This is a genomic window from Streptomyces sp. NPDC005898, from assembly GCF_040629635.1.
GTDB lineage: Bacteria > Actinomycetota > Actinomycetes > Streptomycetales > Streptomycetaceae > Streptomyces.
Genome location: NZ_JBEXWC010000003.1, coordinates 170,306 through 185,515 on the forward strand (window position 1 = coordinate 170,306; position 15,210 = coordinate 185,515).

Consider the following 15,210-nt stretch of genomic DNA (forward strand, 5'->3'; position numbering starts at 1 on the left):
GTCCGAGGACACCGGGGGCCGTAGTGTGCGGCGGGCGGCGCGTCAGGTCGAGCTCCGCCCGCTCGGCGGCGGCGCCTGGGCGGCGCGTACGACGCCGTCCGCCTCCGCCCGGGCGATGGCTTGGTCGTCGTAGCCCGCCGCGCCGAGTACCTCTCGGGTATCCGCTCCCGCGCCCCGCACCTCGGGCCGCACCCGCGCCGGCGTACGGGAGAGGGACACCGGGGAGGCGATCCCGCGGTGGCCGCCGTCCTCGACCACCAGACCGCGGTGGCGCACCTGCGGCGCGGTCAGCGCCTGCGCCACGTCGTGCACCGGCGAGGCCGGCACGCCCCGCGCGGTGAGCAGGGCGGCCAGCTCGGCCCGGGGGTGGGCCGCGACGGGCCCCTCCAGCGCGGCCCGCAGCTCCCCCTGGTGCCGCACGCGGTCCGGGTTGGTGCGAAAGCGGGGGTCGTCCGCGAGGCCGGGAACACCGAGTACGTCGGTGAGCGCGGCGAACTGCCGGTCGTTGCCGACCGCGATGAAGACCGGCCCGTCGGCGGCGGTGAAGGAGTCGTAGGGGGCGATGGTGGGATGTGCCGAGCCGGTGCGGCGGGGCACGGCGCCGCCCGCGAGCCAGGAGGCCGAGTGCGGGTGCAGGAGGCTGACGGCCGTGTCCAGGAGGGTGCAGTCCACGAGTTGGCCGAGGCCCGAGCGGTGGCGTTCGTGCAGGGCGAGCAGGATGCCGGAGAAGGCGAGGATGCCGGTGACCTGGTCGACGACCGGCACCCCGACGCGCAGGGGCGGCCCGTCCGGCTCGCCGTTGACGCTCATCAGACCGCCGTACGCCTGGAGCACCGCGTCGTAGCCGGGCTGCCCGCCGAGCGGGCCGTCGGCCCCGAAGCCGGTGACGCGGCAGTGGACGAGGGCGGGGAAACGGCGGCGCAGTTCCTCGTCGGGGTAGCCCCACTTGGCGAGCGTGCCCGCCTTGAAATTCTCCACGAGGACGTCCGTGTCGCGCAGCAGGGTGTCGAGGATCTCGCGCCCCGCGGGCAGCGACAGGTCGACGACGATGTTCTTCTTGGCCCGGTTGAGGTTCTGGTAGTAGGCGGAGGTGCCAGGAGCGACGAACGGCGGCCCCCAGCCCCGGGTCTCGTCGCCCGCCGGCGGTTCGACCTTCGTGACGTCGGCGCCGTGGTCGGCGAGCATCTGCGCGCAGTACGGCCCGGCCAGGACCCGGGACAGATCGAGCACCTTGAGCCCGGCGAGGGCGCCGTGGCCCGGCTCCTCCCGCTCCTCGGTCGACGCGAAGTCCATGGATCACTGCCCCAGTTCGTGCGTTCGACGGCCGGTCGGAATGCCGCGAGGCTAGGAGTCGGCAGGTCGGCGGGTCAAGAGCGGGCCGCCGCCGGCCGGGCGGATCGCCCCGTCAGTACGGGCGGTCCCCGGCGATCGCGACCCGCTCCGCGACCCGGCGGTGCGGCGCGTAGTCGTCGACGGCGTAGTGCTGGGTCGCGCGGTTGTCCCAGAAGGCGACGTCGCCGGCCTGCCAGTGGAACCGCACCTGGTACTCCGGCACATGGGCCTGTCGTACGAGGTGGCCGAGGAGCCGGTCGCTCTCCGCGCGCTCCATGCCGACGATGTGGGTGGTGAAGGACGTGTTCACGAAGAGCGTCCGGCGCCCGGTCTCCGGGTGGGTGCGCACCACGGGGTGGGTGACGGGCGGGAAGCGGTCCTGGAGCGGGGCCAGCCGTTCGGGGCCGTAGAAGCGGGCGAAGCCGGGGATGAAGTCGTGCACGGCCCGCGCCCCTTCGATGCGCTCCTTGACGTCATCGGCGAGATTGTCGTACGCGGCCGCCATGTCGGCCCACATCGTGTCCCCGCCGAACGGCGGCACCTCGCGCAGCTGCAACACCGCGCCGAGGGCCGGGCACCGGCGGAAGGTGACGTCCGCGTGCCAGACGTTCTCGTACGTGGGGACGGCGCCGGCTCCCTTGTCGAAGCGGACGACGTCCTCGGCGGAGCCGCCGGCGAGCAACGGGTTGGTCTCCAGTTCGCCCCAGTTGCGGGCGAAGGCGCGCTGCTGCCCGGTGGTGAGGTGGGCGCCCCGGAAGAAGAGCACCTTCCACTCCAGGAGGGCGCGGTTCAGCTCGTCGCGCAGGGCGGGCGCGAGGGCCTGCGCGAGGTCGGCGCCGCGGATCTCGGCGCCGATGAGCCGGCCGAGGGGCGTGACGTCGATCAGTTCGTACGGCCGCTCCTGCCACCCCTTCGGCAGGCGGCGCAGGGTGCGGCGGCCTTCGTACATGCCGTCGGCGGGCACGCGGGCCTCGCGCAGGACGGCGGTCGGGGGCTGGGGGGCGCGGTCGGTGACGGCCATGGGGTGTGATCCTTCGGGGCGCGGTGCCGGACGGGGGTGACGGAGCGGTTCCGTACGGCTAGCGGCCCGAGCGCTCGCACCCGCGCCGCCACGGGACGCCGAACGTCCGTGCCGCGGCGGTCAGGTGCTGGATCATGGTCGTCATTGTGGGCCGCGTGGCGTCCCGGGTCAACCGATCGCGAGCGGCGCTTCAGCCGTGCCGGCGCGGCACCCCGAGCACTCCCCCGTACTCGTAGATGCCCTTGTTGAGTGCGGTGGCGCCGAGATAGGGCACGAGGTCCGAGTCGACCGGCGCGAGGGGCGGCTGGGTGGCGTCCGGGCGCCAGTCGACGAGGTTGACGAGGCCCGGCTCCAGGGGTTCGAGGCCGTCGAGCAGCGCGTCGACCTCCGCGGGGGTGCGGGTCTGCCAGGGGACGCCGCCGCCGGAGATGTGCGCGGTCATCGCCGCGCCCCGGGCCGGGTCGTCGGCGACGACCTGGGAGAAGCCGACGAGGCTGCCGGGAGCCGCCCGGTCGATGACGGTCCGCAGGACGCGGGAGGGTTCGTCGGCGTCGGTGAGGTGGTGGCCGACGGAGAGGAAGAGCACCGCGACCGGCTCGTCGAAGTCGATCAGGCGCCGCACGTCGGGGTGGTCCAGGATCGCCTCCTGATCGCGCATGTCCCCGTGGATCACGGTGGTGGAGGAGTCGTCGGCGAGCAGCGCGCGGCCGTGCGCGAGGACGATCGGGTCGACGTCGACGTAGACGACGCGGGCGTCGGGGGCGAAGCGCCGGGCGACCTGGTGGACGTTGGCGTCGGTGGGCAGACCGCAGCCCAGGTCGATGAACTGGCGGATGCCCGCCTCGCGGGTCAGGTACCGCACGGCACGGAAGAGGAACTGGCGGTTCTGCCGGGCGATGTCGACGCACTCGGGGAACGACGGCAGGGTGGAGAGCAGGAAGTCGCGGTCCACCTCGTAGTTGTCCTTGCCGCCCAGCATCCAGCCGTAGGCGCGGGCCGAGGTCGGGATGTCGTAGGGGATGGACGGGCTCGGCGGCGTGGCCGCCGTCCCGGACCGGTTGTCACTGTCCACAGCGCGCTCTCCACCTCTCCCGCGGGGTTCGCGGAACGTGTGCCGTCGGCGTGACACTATCCGGTGATCCACGTTCGGGTGAACTGCTCACGAGAACTCCAACGGAGGCGTGTCGAGCGGTGGTTGGGGACGCGGGTGACCGCATCCCCGGCGGGCGGCGGCCGGGGTGTGCCGTGGTGTGCGCCACCCGCCCGCCCTCCGGGCCGCCGCATGGCGCATGATCGTGGCAGTGAGCCATCCGCACCACTGGATCCCGTTCCACCCCAGAGAGGACCTCCCCATGGAAGACCGCTTCGACGTCGTCGTGCTCGGAGCAGGACCCGGCGGCTATGTGGCCGCCATCCGCGCCGCCCAGCTGGGCAAGCGGGTGGCCGTCGTCGAGGAGAAGTACTGGGGCGGTGTCTGCCTGAACGTCGGCTGCATCCCGACGAAGGCGCTGCTGCGCAATGCCGAGCTGGCCCACCTCTTCACGCACGAGCAGAAGACGTACGGCATCGAGGTCGATGGCCAGGTGTCCTTCGACTACGGCGCGGCGTTCAGCCGCAGCCGCACGGTCGCGGACGGCCGCGTCAAGGGCGTCCACTTCCTGATGAAGAAGAACGGCATCACGGAGTTCGACGGCCGCGGCACCTTCCTGGACGCGAACACGCTCCAGGTGGCGAAGTCCGACGGCACGACCGCCACGATCGGCTTCGAGAACTGCGTCATCGCCACCGGTGCCACGCCCCGGCTGCTGCCCGGCACCTCGCGCAGCGAGCGCGTGGTCACCTACGAGGAGCAGATCCTCGCCGATTCCCTGCCGCGCTCCATCGTGATCGCGGGCGCGGGCGCGATCGGCATCGAGTTCGCGTATGTGCTGCACAACTACGGCGTGAAGGTGACGATCGTCGAGTTCCTGGACCGCGTCGCGCCGCTGGAGGACGCCGATGTGTCCAAGGAGCTGGCGAAGCAGTACCGCAGGCTCGGCATCGACGTGCTGACCTCCACGCGCGTGGAGTCCATCGACGAGTCGGGCGAGCAGGTCCGGGTGACCGTCACCGGCAAGGACGGCAAGGAGCAGGTCCTGGAGGCCGACAAGGTCCTTCAGGCCATCGGTTTCGCGCCGAACGTCACCGGCTACGGCCTGGAGGCGACGGGCGTGGCGCTCACCGAGCGCGGCGCGATCGACGTGGACGGCCGCTGCCGCACGAACGTCCCGCACATCTACGCCATCGGTGACGTCACGGCGAAGCTGATGCTGGCGCACACCGCCGAGGCCATGGGCGTGGTCGCCGCCGAGACGATCGGGGACGCCGAGACGATGGAACTCGACTACCCGATGATCCCGCGCGCCACCTACTCGCAGCCGCAGATCGCGAGCTTCGGCTGGACCGAGGCGCAGGCCAAGGAGAAGGGCTTCGACGTCAAGGTCGCCAAGTTCCCCTTCCAGGCCAACGGCAAGGCGCACGGCCTCGGTGACACCGTCGGCTTCGTCAAGATCGTCAGTGACGCGAAGTACGGCGAGATCATCGGCGCCCACCTGATCGGCCCCGACGTGACCGAACTGCTGCCGGAACTGACCCTGGCCCAGCAGTGGGACCTGACCGTCCACGAGGTGGCGCGCAACGTCCACGCGCACCCGACGCTGGGCGAGGCCGTCAAGGAAGCGGTGCACGGCCTGGCCGGACACATGATCAACTTCTGACGGTACCGGGGGCCCGCGCCGCCGGAAGCGGGCCCGGCACGGGCGGGCGGGGACCGGCCCCAAACCCCCGCCCGTGCACGTCCGTCAGGTCAGTCGGTGGGCCGCCAGTCGCCGAGCCAGTCGGCCCGTTCCTGCGCGGCGGCCTGGGCGTCGGTCAGGTGCGGGCGCTCCCCGCTGGGCCCGCCCGCGCCGGGGCCGGTGTTCTTGTACTCGGCGAAACGGTCGTCCTTCCACGAGAAGCCGCCCATGTCGGTCCACGGGGCCGTCTTGACGGCCGCGCCCAGCTTGCTGTCGCGGATGGTGGCCTGCGGGTCGAGGCTCGCGTCGCCCCCGGCGTGCCAGGGGCGGCCGAGGTGGAAGCTGCGGGCGGTGACGTCACCGTCGACGGTGGTGCGGGTGACGAGGAAGCCCTTGCGTCCGGCCGGGGTGCTGGGCGCGGTGACGTATCCGGCCGAGGTCCCGTTCCAGCGCTTCTTCAGGGTGAGGATGGACTTGTCGATGACCGCGGTGGCGCGGCCGAAGACGAAGTCGGTGTTGCCGATGACGTAGGAGTCGGTGAGCAGGACCCGGCCCGTTTTGTCCTTGGCCGCCGTGTCGAGCAGCAGGGTGTCCTGGTCGCCGCTGACGATGAGGTCGTCCAGGCGGATCCGGTCGGCGGCGGTGCGCAGCGCGACGGCCTGCTGGCCGTCCAGGTGCTGGTTGCGCGCCTCGTCGAAGTCGTTGGAGACGGTGAGGTTGCGGGCCTGGAAGTCGTCGGCCTCGACGGCGACCGTGGCGCTGCCGCCGGTGCCGTACGTACCCGATCCGTCGGGTTTGGCCATGCCGGCGGCGTGGCCCTCGACGATGACGGTGTCCTTGCGGCTGCGGCCGGTGCCCTCGAACGTGACGTGCGGCTTGTTCGCGGGGACCTTCACCGTCTCGCGGTAGGTGCCGGGGGCGATCCGGATCACGACCCGCGAGGTGTTGCCGGCGGGAACGGCGTCGACGGCCTTCTGGACGCTCGTGTACTGGCCGCTGCCGTCCTTGGCCACGGTGAGGGTGCCGGCCGCGGTGGCCCTGCCGCTGTCGTCGGTGCCGAGCGAACTCCTTGGCCCGGTACCGGACTTCAGGAGGGCGGGCAGCGCGGCGGCCTTGTCCAGGCGGTAGGAGTAGTACCGCTTCGGGTCGAACGCGGTGCCGCCGCTCTCGTTGCGGCCGCTGGTGCGGGAGAAGACGTTGCCCCGCTGGACGAGGGCGGCGGTGCCGTCCTTGATGACGGGGTTGTTCATGCCCTCGAAGTAGCTGTTCTCCAGGACCATCTTCGTGCTGCCGCGCGCGTAGTTGCCGTAGGACGAGGTGATGCGGGTGCCCGGGTCGTCCTGGAGGTAGTTGTTGTAGAGGTGCGCGTGCGCGACGTTGTCGGTCGAGGGGTTGCGCTGCTCGGTCTCGCGGAACCAGTTGTGGTGGATCGTCAGGTCCGCGGTCGTGCGCTCGGTCCAGCCGATGCCGAACGTCTTGTTGTTGTCGCTGAGCCTGTTCCACGACACCGTCACGTACGTGGTGTCCTTGCGGCTGTCGATCAGCCCGTCGGCCATGTGCCGCAGGTCGTTGTGGTCGATCCAGACATGGTGCGCGCCGTCCATCTGGATGGCGTCCCAGTCGTGCTCCTTGTCGTTCCAGATGCCGTGGTACGCGTCACGGATCGTGAGGTTCCGGATGATCACGTTGTGCACGCCCTGGCCGAGGAAGAAGCCGCCGCCGACGATCTGCCCCGAGGTGCCCGCGCCCACGATCGTCTTGTCGGAGGCGACCTTGATCTCCTTGCCCTTGGGGTCCATCGGGATCGTGGCGGCCACCACGATGACGTAGGGCTCGGGGGCGGTCGCGTACTTCTCCAGGTCGGTGAGGTTGCGTACGGTGACCGTCCTCCCGTCCCGCCCGCCGTAGGTCCCCTTCTGGCCGAGCGCGTGGACCGACGCGAAGCCGTCGGCGGTGTCGTCGGCCCAGGCCGGTGCCGGGGCGGCCGCCGCCTTGGGCCGCGCGTCCTCGCCGAACACCCCGAAGGCCGTGCCATAGGCGAGGACCCCTGCGGCCGCCAGCACCGTCGGGGCGCCCACCAGGAGCGCCTTCTTCTTTCTGCGGTGCCGCGCCTTGCCGCGGCCGTGCTGCTCAGTCATGGGTCGCTTCCCGTCTGTACGTACGTGGGGCGCCCGTGGATCACGGGCCGCTGAGCAGTCGCCGCGGGGCGCACAAAGGTTGCCGCTCCTTTTGATCTTTCGCCTGATCTTTCGCCGCGGACGGTTCGCCTCTCCCCCAAGACGGGTGGCCGCTCAGCGAGGAGGGGCGGGGACGGCGGCACCGCCCTGGGCCGGGACGGAGCCGGTCGGCGCGCAGTGCTCGGCCACGGTGTCGGCGAAGGCGCGGGCCAGCGGGCCGAGCGCGTCCCAGCGGCGTACCGCCCAGCCGACCGAGAGCGGCGGCAGACCCGGCACCGGGATCATGCGCAGGCCCGCGGGGGCGGGGCCCCGCGAGTCGGGCAGCGCGGGCACGACCGCCTGCCCGAGGCCCAGCTCCGCGAGGAGCACGGCCGTGTCCCAGTCGGCGACACTGGTCCCGGCCGGCAGCACCACGCCCAACTCGCCGAGACGGGCGTCGAGATGGGCACGCGAGGTCGAGTTCACCGGCGGCGTGATGAGCCGGCAGGCGGCCAGGTCGGCGGGTTCGACGCAGGGCCGCCCGGCGAGCGGGTCGTCGGCGCGGACGGCGAGGACCCACGGCAGGTCCACGACGGGCCGCTGTTCGATGCCGCGCACGGGCTCCCCGAGCGTGATCCAGGCGAGGTCGAGGTCGCCGGCGGCGAGCGCGTCGAAACAGCCGCTGCTGGAGCTGACCGTCTGGAACTCCAGGCCCACGCGTGGGTAGCGCCGGCGGAAGTCGACGACGCCTTCGGCCATGAAGTGGCGCACGGAGGTGGCCCCGGTGGTGATCCGCACCGCGCCGCCGTCCCCGCGCGCCTGCTCCCGAAGGCGCCGCACCGCGAGGTCGATGCCGCCGATGCCCTCGGCGGCGGCGGCCCGCAGGACCCGGCCGGCCGAGGTGGGCACCACGCCCCGCGCGTGCCGCTCCAGGAGGCTGACGCCCAGCTCCTTCTCCAGCCGTTTGACGTGCTGGCTCACGGCCGACTGCGTACAGGTGAGGTCGCGGGCCACCGCGCTGAGGCTGCCCGCGCGGCACACGGCCACGAAGACACGGAGATCATCGAGAGTCACGGGGACCGAAGCTACCGCCTGGCCGGACCCCAAGTGAAGCCATTGCTTGGGAAGATGCAAGAAAACCCGAGGATTGACTTGGGTATGTGCCGGGCCCAAGATCGTTGTCGGCCCGGGCGGCGACCCGGTGACGGGCGTCGACCCGGGGTCCGCCGGGCTCCGGGGCCCGGGCCGTGCCCCTCTGCGGAAGGTGATGTGTGGAAGCGCTCGAAATGGTGGCCGTCGCGGCCGCCGGTGTCGCGGCCGGCGGGATCAACGCGGTGGTGGGGTCCGGCACGCTCATCACCTTCCCCACCCTGCTGGCCTTCGGCCTGCCCCCCGTGCTGGCCAACGTGTCGAACAACCTCGGCCTCGTGCCGGGCACCCTCAGCGCCGCGTACGGCTACCGCCGCGAGATGAAGGGGCAGCGCGGGCGTCTGCTGCGGTTCGGCGCGGCCTCCCTCATCGGCGGCCTGATCGGCGCGCTGCTGCTCCTGAAGCTGCCCGCCGACGCCTTCCAGGCGGTGGTGCCGGTGCTGATCCTGACGGCCTGCGTGCTGGTGCTGCTCCAGCCCCGGCTCGGCCGGCGGCTCAAGGAGCGCGAGGGCCGGGGCAGGCGGGACGGCGGCGTGCCGCTGTGGTGCGGCGTCCTCGGCGCCGGCGTCTACGGCGGTTACTTCGGCGCGGCCCAGGGCGTGCTGCTCATGGGCCTGTTCGGCGCCTTCCTCCTGGACGACCTGCAGCGCCTGAACGCCGTGAAGAACGTCCTCGCCTCGCTCGTCAACGGCGTCGCGGCGGTCGTCTTCGTCGTGGTCGCCGACATCGACTGGACGGCGGCGGGTCTCATCGCCGCCGGCTCCACGGTGGGCGGGCTCGTGGGCGCGCGCTACGGCCGCCGCCTGCCGCCGGCCGCCCTGCGCGGCTTCATCGTCGTCGTGGGCGTCACGGCCTCGACGGCCATGATCTTGAACTAGGGGGGCGTGCCGCGAGGTCCCGGACAGCGCGCGGGTGCCGGGCCCGCGTGCGGCCCGCTCCTTCCGGCCGCCCCCCGCACCACGCCGGCACCCCCGATGGTTTATCGTTGAACATGAAGCGGCCCCGGCTGAGATTCCCCCGTCCGGCCGGGGCCGCTTCGCTGCCCCGCCGTAGCCGTCCTCCCCTCTTTCACGCCTTCGTGGGCGAATATGCCGAGCGCACCTCGTGGCACCCGGCCGGGCGGCATCATGCGTCCATGGACGGTGCCAAGCCTGTGCAGGTCTTGTTCACGCCCGAGGAGTACGCCGCGATCGTGGACCACGCGGACCGGCTCGGGATGCCGGTCGCGGAGTTCGTACGCCACGCGGCGACCGTCCACATCGAGAACCACCCCGACACCCCGGCCCCCGAGGCCCGGCGCGGGGCCGGCGTGCCGCCCGTGCAGCGGGGCCTGGGGGCCGGGCGCAAGGTCGCGCTCCAGCGGTTCCTCGACACCCTGGCCGCGACGGCCGAGCCCAAGGAGTGAGCGCCCGGGATCAGGACAGGTCCAGTTCGGGCCGGTAGAGGTCGAGCCAGAGCGCGAGGTCCAGGGTGCGCTCCAGGCCGCGTCGCGACGCCTGGGTGATCTGCGGCGCCTCCCGCTCGGCGGCCCGCGCCGCCCGCTCCCGGTCCACGAGCCCGAAGACCGGGTGGTCCGGCCCGGCGAGCAGATCCTTGACGTGCCCCTGGAGCGCCGTGGCGTACTTGGGGTCCTGCGTGGAGGGGTACGGGCTCTTCACCCGGTCGTACACCGACCTGGGCAGCACATCGGCGGTCGCCTCGCGCAGCAGGCTCTTCTCCCTGCCGTCGAAGGACTTCAGCGCCCAGGGCGTGTTGTACACGTACTCGACGAGGCGGTGGTCGCAGAACGGCACGCGCACTTCGAGCCCCACGGCCATGCTCGCGCGGTCCTTGCGGTCGAGCAGGACGCGGACGAAGCGGGTCAGGTGCAGATGGCAGATCGTGCGCATCCGGTACTCGAAGTCGCTCTCGCCGTCCAGGCGGCGGACGCCCTCCACGGCGCCCGCGTAGCTGTCCTTGACGTACGCGGACAGATCGAGCGCCGCAGTCAGGTCGGGGCGCAGCACGTCGGAGTCGTCGCCGAAGTGGTCCGTGAACCGCACCAGCCAGGGGAACGTGTCGGCCGTGCGCGCCGTTTCGTCGAAGAACTGCAGATAGCCGCCGAAGACCTCGTCCGCGGACTCCCCGGAGAGCGCGACGGTGGAGTGCTCGCGGATGGCACGGAAGAGGAGGTAGAGGGAGGCGTCCATGTCACCGAAGCCCATGGGGAGGTCCCGCGCCCGGATCATCTTGGCGCGCACCTCGGGGTCGGCGAGCGCGTCCGAGTCCAGGACGATGTCGCGGTGCTCGGTGCCCGCCGCCTTCGCCACGTCGTGCACGAAGGGGGTGTCGGGCGTGCCGCGCAGTTCGTCGGCGACGAAGTTGTCCGCCTGGCCGACGAAGTCGACGGCGAAGCTGCGCACCGTCTCGCCCGACTCGGCCAGCTGCCGCGCGGCGAGGGCCGTCATCGCCGACGAGTCGAGGCCGCCGGAGAGCAGCGTGCAGCGCGGCACGTCCGAGACGAGCTGGCGGCGGACGATGTCCTCCAGGAGTTCGCGCACCTTGGCGATGGTCGTGTCACGGTCGTCGGTGTGCGGCCTGGTCTCCAGGGACCAGTACACGTGCCGGCGCAGCCCCGCGCGATCGACGGTCACCACGGTGCCGGGCTCGACCTCGCGCATGCCGTCCCACACGGCGTGGCCGGGGGTCTTGACGACGGTGAACAGCTCGCGCAGTCCGTCCCTGGTGACGCGGCGCCGGGCCAGCGGATTGGCGAGGATCGCCTTGGGCTCGGAGCCGAACAGGACGCCGTCCGGCGTCTCGTAGTAGTAGAAGGGCTTGATGCCCATGCGGTCGCGGACCATGACGAGCTTGTCGTGCCGGGCGTCCCAGACCGCGAACGCGTACATCCCGTTGAGCCGCTCGGCGAGGGCCTCGCCCCACTCCAGGTAGCCGCGCAGGACGACTTCGGTGTCGGAGTCGGTGGCGAAGGGGTGGCCGCGGCGCGCCAGTTCGCGCCGCAGCTCGGTGAAGTTGTAGGTCTCCCCGGAGTAGACGAGGGCGACGGTGCCGGTCGGTGTCTCGGCCGTCATGGGCTGGCGGCCGCCGGGCAGGTCGATGATGGCGAGCCGGCGGTGGCCGAGCGCGGCGGGACCCTCCGTCCACGTGCCGCGGTCGTCTGGTCCCCGGCAGGACATCGTCTCCGTCATGGCGTCCAGGGTGGTGGACGCGGCCGTCAGGTCACGGTCGAAGGAGACCCAGCCGGTGATGCCACACATGTCTTTCCTCCCGGTCGGTGAATTAGTTGTATCTAGCACCTACATAGGGATCCTGTGCCCCCCGAAGGCGTGCGGTCAACACACCGGGGGTCTCGCGACGGCTCGACCCGCATGGTTTCGGCCGGACTTTGCCAAGGCCAGAGGGTGCCTCATGGCTCGTTCCGACTCCCCGGCTCCCCCGAGCAGGGAGGCTCGGACGGGCACGGAAGGAAGAATTCCGGCCACGGGCAAAGTCTTGTCAACGGCCGCCCGGCTGCCGGCCGGACACGTCAGCGAGGAGTCAGGAAGGCCTGCACCGCGGGCGCGTACCGGTCGGTGATCTCGGTGATCGCCGCGGCCCGCAGCCGCGGGCCGCGCGCGATGCCGTACATGACACCGAGCCCGAGCAGCATGCCCGCGGCCAGCTCCGCCCGCAGCCCCGCGTCCGGTCCGGAGAGCCGATCGGTCAGCCGCTGGACCACCTGGGCGCGGAAGTCGGCGCGCAGGATGTCGCCGCGCTCACCGTGGAGCGGGGCGAAGACGATGCGCAAGATGGGGTCGGCGCCCCGCTCGGCCTGGCCGGTCAGCAGGTGGTGGACCATGTGCCGCCCGAGACCCGGAAGGGGCGCGTCCAAGAACGCCTCGGCGTCCGCCGCGAAGGACATGACGTGCGCGAACAGGGCGTCCTTGTTGCCGAAGTACTTCAGGACCAGCGGCGCGCTCACCCCGGCGCGGTCGGCCACCGCCTTGAGGGTGATGTCACCGTACGCGTGACGCGCGAGGAGGTACCGCGCGGCGCGGGTGATCGCCTCTTTGGTTTCCTCGGAGCCCCTGCGGCAGCCGGCCGGCGGGGGCGCGAGGGCACGCGGCGCCTCCGCGGCCCCGGCGCGCGCACCTGCCCCGGACGCCTCCCCCCGCACACTCTCCACACTTTCCACACTCTCCGCGATGACGTGTCTTCTCCCCACGGACACATTCCTTCCACGGTCCCCTCCTGGACGAAACCGCTTGCCCGGGGCGCGCGAATCGCCGGAAATCGGGATGGCCGCCATGAAGCTCCCCCGCCACCACGAGGTGAATGGAAATTCACCATAGCGGGTGAAGGGGTGTCCACCGCCCGGAAGTTGGCATGTGCCGGGAGCGCATGCCTGCCGTTCCCCGGGAATGCGTGCCGTGCGCAACCGGCCATTGCGGAGGACCGTTTCTGCCGCGGGAGGCCCGCTTCGGACGGCTTCGGTCATACTGCCGCCCATGAACCGACTCCGCATCGGCCTGGTGGGCACCGGGCCCTGGGCCACCACCACGCACGCCCCCGCCCTGGCCGCGCACCCCGACGTCGACTTCAGCGGTGTGTGGGGCCGCCGCCCGGAGGCCGCCGCCACGCTCGCCTCCGCACGCGCGACGACGGCGTACGCGGACGCGGACGAACTGTTCGCGGCCAGTGACGCCGTGGCGTTCGCGGTGCCGCCCGATGTGCAGGCGCCGCTGGCCGCGCGGGCCGCGGCGGCGGGATGCCATCTGCTGCTCGACAAGCCGGTGGCCACCACGCCGGACGCCGCGCACCACCTCGCACGGGCCGCCGAACGCGCCCAGGTGGCGTCGGTGGTGTTCTTCACGCTGCGCTTCGCCCCGGACAGCTCCGCCTGGCTGGCCGAACAGGTCGCCCTCGGCGGCTGGTTCACCGGGCGCGCCGACTGGTACGGCTCCTTCTACACCCCCGACGGGGGCGCCGCGTTCGACTCCCCGTGGCGGGCGAGCCGCGGCGGCCTGTGGGACGTGGGCCCGCACGCCCTGTCGATGCTGCTGCCGGTCCTCGGGGACGTCACCGACGTGACGGCGGCGCCGGGGCCCGGCGACACGGCCCACCTCATCCTGCGGCACACCGGCGGCGCGTCCAGCACGGCGGCGCTGAGCCTGACGGCACCGGAGAAGTGCGCGGGCCTCGCGATGGAGCTGCGGGGCGAGCACGGCATCGCGGCGCTGCCGTCCTGGGAGGGCGCGGACGAGGCGTTCCGCAACGCGATCGACGCCCTGGTCGCGGCCGTGCGCACCGGCACGGCACACCCGTGCGACGTCCGGTTCGGGCTGCGGGTCACCCAGATCCTGGCACGGGCACAGGAGCGTATCGCCGCCGCGTGAGCGACCCGGGACGACCGCGGGCGGTCGGTACCGTGGCCGCTACGTAATGGCGAGTGACGGCACCGACCGCAGCCGGTGGACCCACCAGACCGACCGGGGAAGGAGCTCCGCGCGGTCCCGCGTCGCCCTGTTTCCAACCACACGGATCGGAATACGAACAACCGTCCCACACGCTTCCCACATCGGCCCGAGGGGCCTGGGGGGAACCCAATGCCGGGGAATTTCAGCCATTCTCAGGCTCCCCGGACAAGATGCCCCACTGTTGTGCCCGCGCACTCGCCGACGATCAAACCTGCAGGCCGACGAGGTCGCGCACTCCATGATGCCGCAGTGTCTGATCGTTTTCTTCGGGCAATGTTTACTACCAAAGAAGCTGTGAATATTTAGACTGATCACGCTCCAACTCGGCGTGCACCAAGAGGGATTACCCACCATGAACAAGACGGCGCTCCGCGCTCTGCTCCGCGAACGACGCGCCCTCATTGCCCCCGAATCGCATGGCTTCTCCCGGCCGAGCGGTCAGGGGCGGCGGGCTCCCGGTCTGTCGCAGCACCAGGTCGACCAGTTGCTGCACCGCACGTTCGGGACGTACCACCGTCTCGAATCCGGCAACTACCCCAATCCGCCGACCTCCCTGCTGCGGGACGTGGCGCGCCTCTTCGGGCTCAACGAACAGGAGTGGGTCTCCCTCAACCGTTACGCGCTGCTCCAGGACCCGCCCGGCCCGCTCCATCTCTCCTCGGGCAAAGAGGTCCCCGGCGTATGGCAGGAGGCGGTCGACGGCATATCCCACATGGCCTACGTCACCGACGCGTCCTGGGACATGCTCGCCTACAACGAGCCCCTCAACGCCATGTTCCCCGCGGGCAACGTCCCCGGCAACGTGATGCGTTGGATGGTTCTCGACCCCGACGGCCGCCGCGCCCTCATGGACTGGCACGGCGCCTGGGCCCCGATGGTCCTCCCCCAGCTGCGCGCCGCCCTCGCCTCCAGACCCGAGGACGACACCCTCCTGCAGATCGAGAAGGAGGTGCTCGCGGAACCCGAGACCGCCGACCTGTACCGCACGGGCGTCTCCTACCCCCACCCCGACGGGGACGAGCGCCCCTTGCTCCATCCCGAACTGGGGCCCGGCTGGGTCACCATGTGCACGGCGCAGCCCATGACCGCGCCCGGCGCGCGGCTGATGATCCTGGTGTTCCACCCCGGCGAACTGCGCTCCCACCGGCGCTCGCCGATGCTCCGCGCCCTGTGAGCCCCACAGGCCCCACAGGCTTCACTGCCCCCACAAACTCCGCAGGTCCTTGAGGGTCTTCCCCTCACATTCGTCGCAAGACGGCTTCGTGACGGTGAAGTACGTTGTGCCGCACCCGTACGTCCTCACGAGCCCTGTCGGAGCCGCC

General features: G+C 71.9%; 12 protein-coding genes. 5 read left to right on the forward strand and 7 right to left on the reverse strand.

What is annotated here, in order from left to right; translation table 11 throughout:
- Nucleotides 1-42: 42 nt before the first annotated feature.
- The 3 genes from ABZ385_RS06015 to ABZ385_RS06025 all read right to left on the reverse strand — a co-directional run bounded on the left by ABZ385_RS06015 (nt 43) and on the right by ABZ385_RS06025 (nt 3,425).
- Nucleotides 43-1,293 carry a CoA transferase gene (locus tag ABZ385_RS06015; protein ID WP_358909923.1) on the reverse strand — a complete coding sequence of 417 codons (1,251 nt, stop codon included), beginning with the start codon at nt 1,291-1,293 and terminating at the stop codon, nt 43-45.
- Between the two features lie 112 nt (nt 1,294-1,405).
- Nucleotides 1,406-2,281, reverse strand: a complete 876-nt coding sequence (locus ABZ385_RS06020; protein WP_358910282.1) for a TauD/TfdA family dioxygenase — start codon at nt 2,279-2,281, stop codon at nt 1,406-1,408.
- 262 nt (nt 2,282-2,543) lie between these two features.
- A complete protein-coding gene (locus ABZ385_RS06025; RefSeq protein ID WP_358909925.1) occupies nt 2,544-3,425 on the reverse strand; it encodes an SAM-dependent methyltransferase in 882 nt (293 codons plus the stop codon).
- Between the two features lie 280 nt (nt 3,426-3,705).
- Here ABZ385_RS06025 and lpdA point away from each other — a divergent pair, with 280 nt between their 5' ends.
- Nucleotides 3,706-5,109 (forward strand): dihydrolipoyl dehydrogenase, encoded by a 1,404-nt coding sequence (gene lpdA / locus ABZ385_RS06030; RefSeq protein ID WP_358698419.1) that lies wholly within the window; start codon nt 3,706-3,708, stop codon nt 5,107-5,109.
- An 89-nt stretch (nt 5,110-5,198) separates the two neighbouring features.
- On the opposite strand, the gene ABZ385_RS06035 is transcribed toward lpdA, so the two are convergent.
- Entirely contained in the window at nt 5,199-7,265 is a 2,067-nt protein-coding gene (locus ABZ385_RS06035; protein ID WP_358909927.1) for a pectinesterase family protein, read from the reverse strand.
- A 153-nt stretch (nt 7,266-7,418) separates the two neighbouring features.
- Nucleotides 7,419-8,357 (reverse strand): LysR family transcriptional regulator, encoded by a 939-nt coding sequence (locus ABZ385_RS06040; RefSeq protein WP_358587368.1) that lies wholly within the window; start codon nt 8,355-8,357, stop codon nt 7,419-7,421.
- 197 nt (nt 8,358-8,554) lie between these two features.
- Between ABZ385_RS06040 and ABZ385_RS06045 the strand changes: the two genes are divergently transcribed.
- Both ABZ385_RS06045 and ABZ385_RS06050 read left to right on the forward strand, forming a co-directional pair.
- Nucleotides 8,555-9,310 carry a sulfite exporter TauE/SafE family protein gene (locus ABZ385_RS06045; RefSeq protein ID WP_358587366.1) on the forward strand — a complete coding sequence of 252 codons (756 nt, stop codon included), beginning with the start codon at nt 8,555-8,557 and terminating at the stop codon, nt 9,308-9,310.
- A 257-nt stretch (nt 9,311-9,567) separates the two neighbouring features.
- Nucleotides 9,568-9,837 (forward strand): hypothetical protein, encoded by a 270-nt coding sequence (locus ABZ385_RS06050; protein WP_358909929.1) that lies wholly within the window; start codon nt 9,568-9,570, stop codon nt 9,835-9,837.
- A gap of 10 nt (nt 9,838-9,847) precedes the next feature.
- On the opposite strand, the gene asnB is transcribed toward ABZ385_RS06050, so the two are convergent.
- Nucleotides 9,848-11,689, reverse strand: a complete 1,842-nt coding sequence (gene asnB, locus ABZ385_RS06055; protein ID WP_358587362.1) for an asparagine synthase (glutamine-hydrolyzing) — start codon at nt 11,687-11,689, stop codon at nt 9,848-9,850.
- Nucleotides 11,690-11,958: 269 nt separating this feature from the next.
- Entirely contained in the window at nt 11,959-12,588 is a 630-nt protein-coding gene (locus tag ABZ385_RS06060) for a TetR family transcriptional regulator (protein WP_358910283.1), read from the reverse strand.
- A 331-nt stretch (nt 12,589-12,919) separates the two neighbouring features.
- Between ABZ385_RS06060 and ABZ385_RS06065 the strand changes: the two genes are divergently transcribed.
- Together ABZ385_RS06065 and ABZ385_RS06070 are read left to right on the forward strand one after the other, a co-directional pair.
- Nucleotides 12,920-13,807 (forward strand): Gfo/Idh/MocA family oxidoreductase, encoded by an 888-nt coding sequence (locus ABZ385_RS06065; protein ID WP_358909931.1) that lies wholly within the window; start codon nt 12,920-12,922, stop codon nt 13,805-13,807.
- A gap of 433 nt (nt 13,808-14,240) precedes the next feature.
- On the forward strand, nt 14,241-15,062 hold the full coding sequence (locus ABZ385_RS06070) for a helix-turn-helix domain-containing protein (RefSeq protein WP_358587358.1): 822 nt from the start codon (nt 14,241-14,243) through the stop codon (nt 15,060-15,062).
- The last annotated feature ends 148 nt before the right edge of the window (nt 15,063-15,210 follow it).

What these genes read in the sequence shown, in the direction of transcription:
- ABZ385_RS06015 (WP_358909923.1), bottom strand. Translation starts at nt 1,293, where the DNA reads ATGGACTTCGCGTCGACCGAGGAGCGGGAGGAGCCGGGCCACGGCGCC.
- ABZ385_RS06020 (WP_358910282.1), bottom strand. Translation starts at nt 2,281, where the DNA reads ATGTACGAAGGCCGCCGCACCCTGCGCCGCCTGCCGAAGGGGTGGCAG.
- lpdA (WP_358698419.1), top strand. Translation starts at nt 3,706, where the DNA reads ATGGAAGACCGCTTCGACGTCGTCGTGCTCGGAGCAGGACCCGGCGGC.
- ABZ385_RS06035 (WP_358909927.1), bottom strand. Translation starts at nt 7,265, where the DNA reads ATGACTGAGCAGCACGGCCGCGGCAAGGCGCGGCACCGCAGAAAGAAG.
- ABZ385_RS06050 (WP_358909929.1), top strand. Translation starts at nt 9,568, where the DNA reads ATGGACGGTGCCAAGCCTGTGCAGGTCTTGTTCACGCCCGAGGAGTAC.
- asnB (WP_358587362.1), bottom strand. Translation starts at nt 11,689, where the DNA reads ATGTGTGGCATCACCGGCTGGGTCTCCTTCGACCGTGACCTGACGGCC.
- ABZ385_RS06065 (WP_358909931.1), top strand. Translation starts at nt 12,920, where the DNA reads ATGAACCGACTCCGCATCGGCCTGGTGGGCACCGGGCCCTGGGCCACC.
- ABZ385_RS06070 (WP_358587358.1), top strand. Translation starts at nt 14,241, where the DNA reads ATGAACAAGACGGCGCTCCGCGCTCTGCTCCGCGAACGACGCGCCCTC.